Genomic DNA, 2,944 nt, shown 5'->3' with positions numbered 1-2,944 from the left:
TATTCTCGCCCCAAAAAAATAATGTCAAAATTTAATGAAGAAAAAGGTTGTTTTTTACCTCAGTTCTTTGTTGTGCATAGTGCTTTTCACGTACTGCTTGGTTTCCAGATCTTTGTTATTTAGTTTAGATGTGAGCATTGGCAAGACATACTCTTTTACAGTTTGGTTTTGCGTTGGCTTTAGCGACTGTAAATGTGTATGGCTTTTAGCCTTGGCGTTTTCCGGTATGTCGTTCAATATGCTCTTGTAATTAATTCATTTTGAACTTAAATTCGCCACCTCCTTGGTATAAAATCATTGTTTTGTCAGATGGATTAAATTCTATTTTGACACCTGCCTGGTCAAAGGTAAAAATATTTTCAGAAGTTGGTTCTAAAGGAAAAGCACCTTGTCCAGTTGCTTGTGCAAATAAAGTACTACCTTCTTTTGTAACTGCTATTTTTGGTGGTATTTCTTCGCTTGAATATGTTCCTAAAAATTTATCCAAATCCTCTGATTTTAATTCTATTCGGTCAAAATTGGGCAGTTCAAAAGTATCTTTATAATATGCAGCTAATGTTGCTAATAGAATTTTGTTCTTATCATAATTAACGCCATTTGAAGTTAAACTAATTGCCAATTTATCTTTTTCAAAATAACTTGTAACAGACTGGAATCCGTCAATTCCGCCAGTATGCCCATAACTAACTTTACCATTATACGGAAATTGAAATAAGCCCATTCCATAACCATTCTTTATGGTTTTCATTTTTTCTAAACTCTTTTTAGAAACTATATTCCCTAAAAAAAGTTGTTCAACAAACACGTTTAAGTCTTTAGGATTTGAAATTATTGCTCCAGCACCTTGTGGTATTGACATATCAGTTTCAGATTTCTTTTTCCATTTCCCTAAATAACTGTATGAATAGGTTTCATTTTCTGAAATGTTTGTTCTGGCTCCATAATACGTGTTTTTAAGTTTTAAAGGTTTTACAATGCGCTTGTCTAAAATTTTGCTGAATGGTTTATTGTAGACTTCTTCTAAAATAAATGTCAAAAGAACATAATTCGAATTACTATAATCACTTTTTTCATTTGGACTAAATTCGCTTTCTCCATTTGAAATTCTTTCAATCATTTTTTCTTTTGATTGGGGAATGGTGTCCCAAGTTGAATAGTCATCATCTCTTGTAAAATCGTGGATACCGCTACTGTGATTAAGTAAGTTTTCAATTGTGATTTCGTTACTGTTTTTAACATTGGGAAAAAACTTTTCTATACTTTGCCCAAGTTCAAGTTTTCCATTTTCAATGGCATCAAAAATCAAAGAAGCTGTAAACATTTTTGATATAGAACCTATTCTATATTTTGAATTACTTGTTGCTTTGATATTATTCTCTAAATCTGTAAATCCTATTGTTTTTTCATAGATTGTTTTTTGATTTTGAGATATGGCAATGCTACCCATAAATTTGTCATTTTGCTCTAATAGCATAAATAAGCTATCGAGTTTTTGTGTATTAATTGATTGTGCTGTTCCTATAGTCACAAAAAGTAACAAGGCTAAATTTGTTAGAATATTTTTCATCTTTTTATTTTTTATTGATTTTACGTTTTAATTTTAATAAATATGTTATTAGGAAATAAGAAACTAAAATTGATAATAAAACAATCGGAATGAACCAATTACCCAATACTTCTGTAATTCCTGTATCACTTAATTTTTCTTGGTTTATTTTTCCCAACACCAGAAATGAGTCGTTTTGAAGAAACAAGCCAACTTCTTTTGGATTTACTATTTTGGCGTATATGAGATAGACAAAACCAAATAGTAACGAATACAGTATAAAGAAAATCACGTATGATATTCCGTTTGTTATGTTGAGAGCCAAGGCCTTTATAATATGTAACGGATTAAAGGTTTTCGTTGCCTGTTCCATTTTTTTATCTGCAACCAAAGGTTTCAAAACCTCTTCAGGAATACCCAATTTGTCCAAAATGTCCAATAAATTGTCGATTTCGGTTTTGTTTTGATTCCGTTGAAGACCTTCGTAAATATGACTGTTAAATTCTAAAAGAATATCATTTTGGTCTGATAAAGGCAAAGACCCGATAGCCTTTTTAGTTCGCTTTATATAACTGTCATAGACACGTTTTGAAGCTGTTTCTTTGAATTCTATTTCTTTAATTTTCATTTTGAGATTTTTTTGATTGATGTTGACAATTGCGCCCAATAAATTTGCATTTGTTTTAGGGTTTCTTTTCCCGTTTCGGTCAATACGTAATATTTTCTTGGTATTCCCGATTCTTGTTCTACCCACTTTGATGAGACAAGATCTTCTTTTTTCAACCTATTCATTAGAGGGTAAAATGTTCCTTCCGCAATTTCAATGTCGGTAAGTTTCTTTACTTCTTCAATGAATTCATATCCATAAAATTCATTATTCCGAAGTACGTTCAAGACAACGAACGTTAGCGTTCCTTTCTTTACTTGCGATTTCCATTTGGTGACAAAGATTTCATTCATTCGACAAATATATAACAAAATACATAGTATAACAATGTATTATTATAAAAAATTTTCGTGCAGTTTTAAATTTGTAGAATTTCGATTGTATTGGCTTACAAATTAGGGTAGAGGCAAACAAACAGCTCTTTTATTTTTTTCAGCATTGGCATTGAGCATTGACAAAAAAATAAATGTGCTATTTGTGCGGTGGCTTTTTCATTTCTAATGTTAATGGTTTGCACTATTTTCCGCATTATGCACAACGGTTAGTATATGAAAAGTAGGCGATTGCGAAGCACTAAACTTTCGGTTAAGCACAAATTTTGATACGAGCCAAGAGCCCTTATTTTAATGCTGTTTCGCCTATTTTTTATATACATCTTAAGTTTGATTTTTAATAATTACATAACTTTAAGTCATTAATCAGAAAGAACAAAAGAGAGGATTAAGGTTAGT

The 2,944-nt window shown here is 30.9% G+C and carries 3 protein-coding genes; all 3 read right to left on the bottom strand.

What is annotated here, in order from left to right:
- Positions 1 to 250: 250 nt before the first annotated feature.
- From ACSHW7_RS15845 to ACSHW7_RS15835, 3 genes are read right to left on the bottom strand one after another with little or no spacing between them, the layout of a single operon-like run.
- Positions 251 to 1,567, bottom strand: coding sequence for a serine hydrolase domain-containing protein (locus ACSHW7_RS15845; protein WP_435680344.1), 1,317 nt, complete (start codon positions 1,565 to 1,567; stop codon positions 251 to 253).
- 4 nt (positions 1,568 to 1,571) lie between these two features.
- On the bottom strand, positions 1,572 to 2,174 hold the full coding sequence (locus tag ACSHW7_RS15840; protein ID WP_435680343.1) for a hypothetical protein: 603 nt from the start codon (positions 2,172 to 2,174) through the stop codon (positions 1,572 to 1,574).
- Positions 2,171 to 2,506, bottom strand: coding sequence for a PadR family transcriptional regulator (locus ACSHW7_RS15835; protein ID WP_435680342.1), 336 nt, complete (start codon positions 2,504 to 2,506; stop codon positions 2,171 to 2,173). The genes ACSHW7_RS15840 and ACSHW7_RS15835 overlap by 4 nt, the downstream gene beginning before the upstream one ends.
- Positions 2,507 to 2,944: the final 438 nt, after the last annotated feature.

The organism is Patiriisocius sp. (genome assembly GCF_051252435.1).
Taxonomy (GTDB): domain Bacteria; phylum Bacteroidota; class Bacteroidia; order Flavobacteriales; family Flavobacteriaceae; genus Patiriisocius.
The sequence above is the reverse complement of the archived record's forward strand: the minus strand, read 5'-3'. Positions and strand labels throughout refer to the sequence as shown.

What these genes read in the sequence shown, in the direction of transcription:
- ACSHW7_RS15845 (WP_435680344.1), bottom strand. Translation starts at nt 1,567, where the DNA reads ATGAAAAATATTCTAACAAATTTAGCCTTGTTACTTTTTGTGACTATA.
- ACSHW7_RS15840 (WP_435680343.1), bottom strand. Translation starts at nt 2,174, where the DNA reads ATGAAAATTAAAGAAATAGAATTCAAAGAAACAGCTTCAAAACGTGTC.
- ACSHW7_RS15835 (WP_435680342.1), bottom strand. Translation starts at nt 2,506, where the DNA reads ATGAATGAAATCTTTGTCACCAAATGGAAATCGCAAGTAAAGAAAGGA.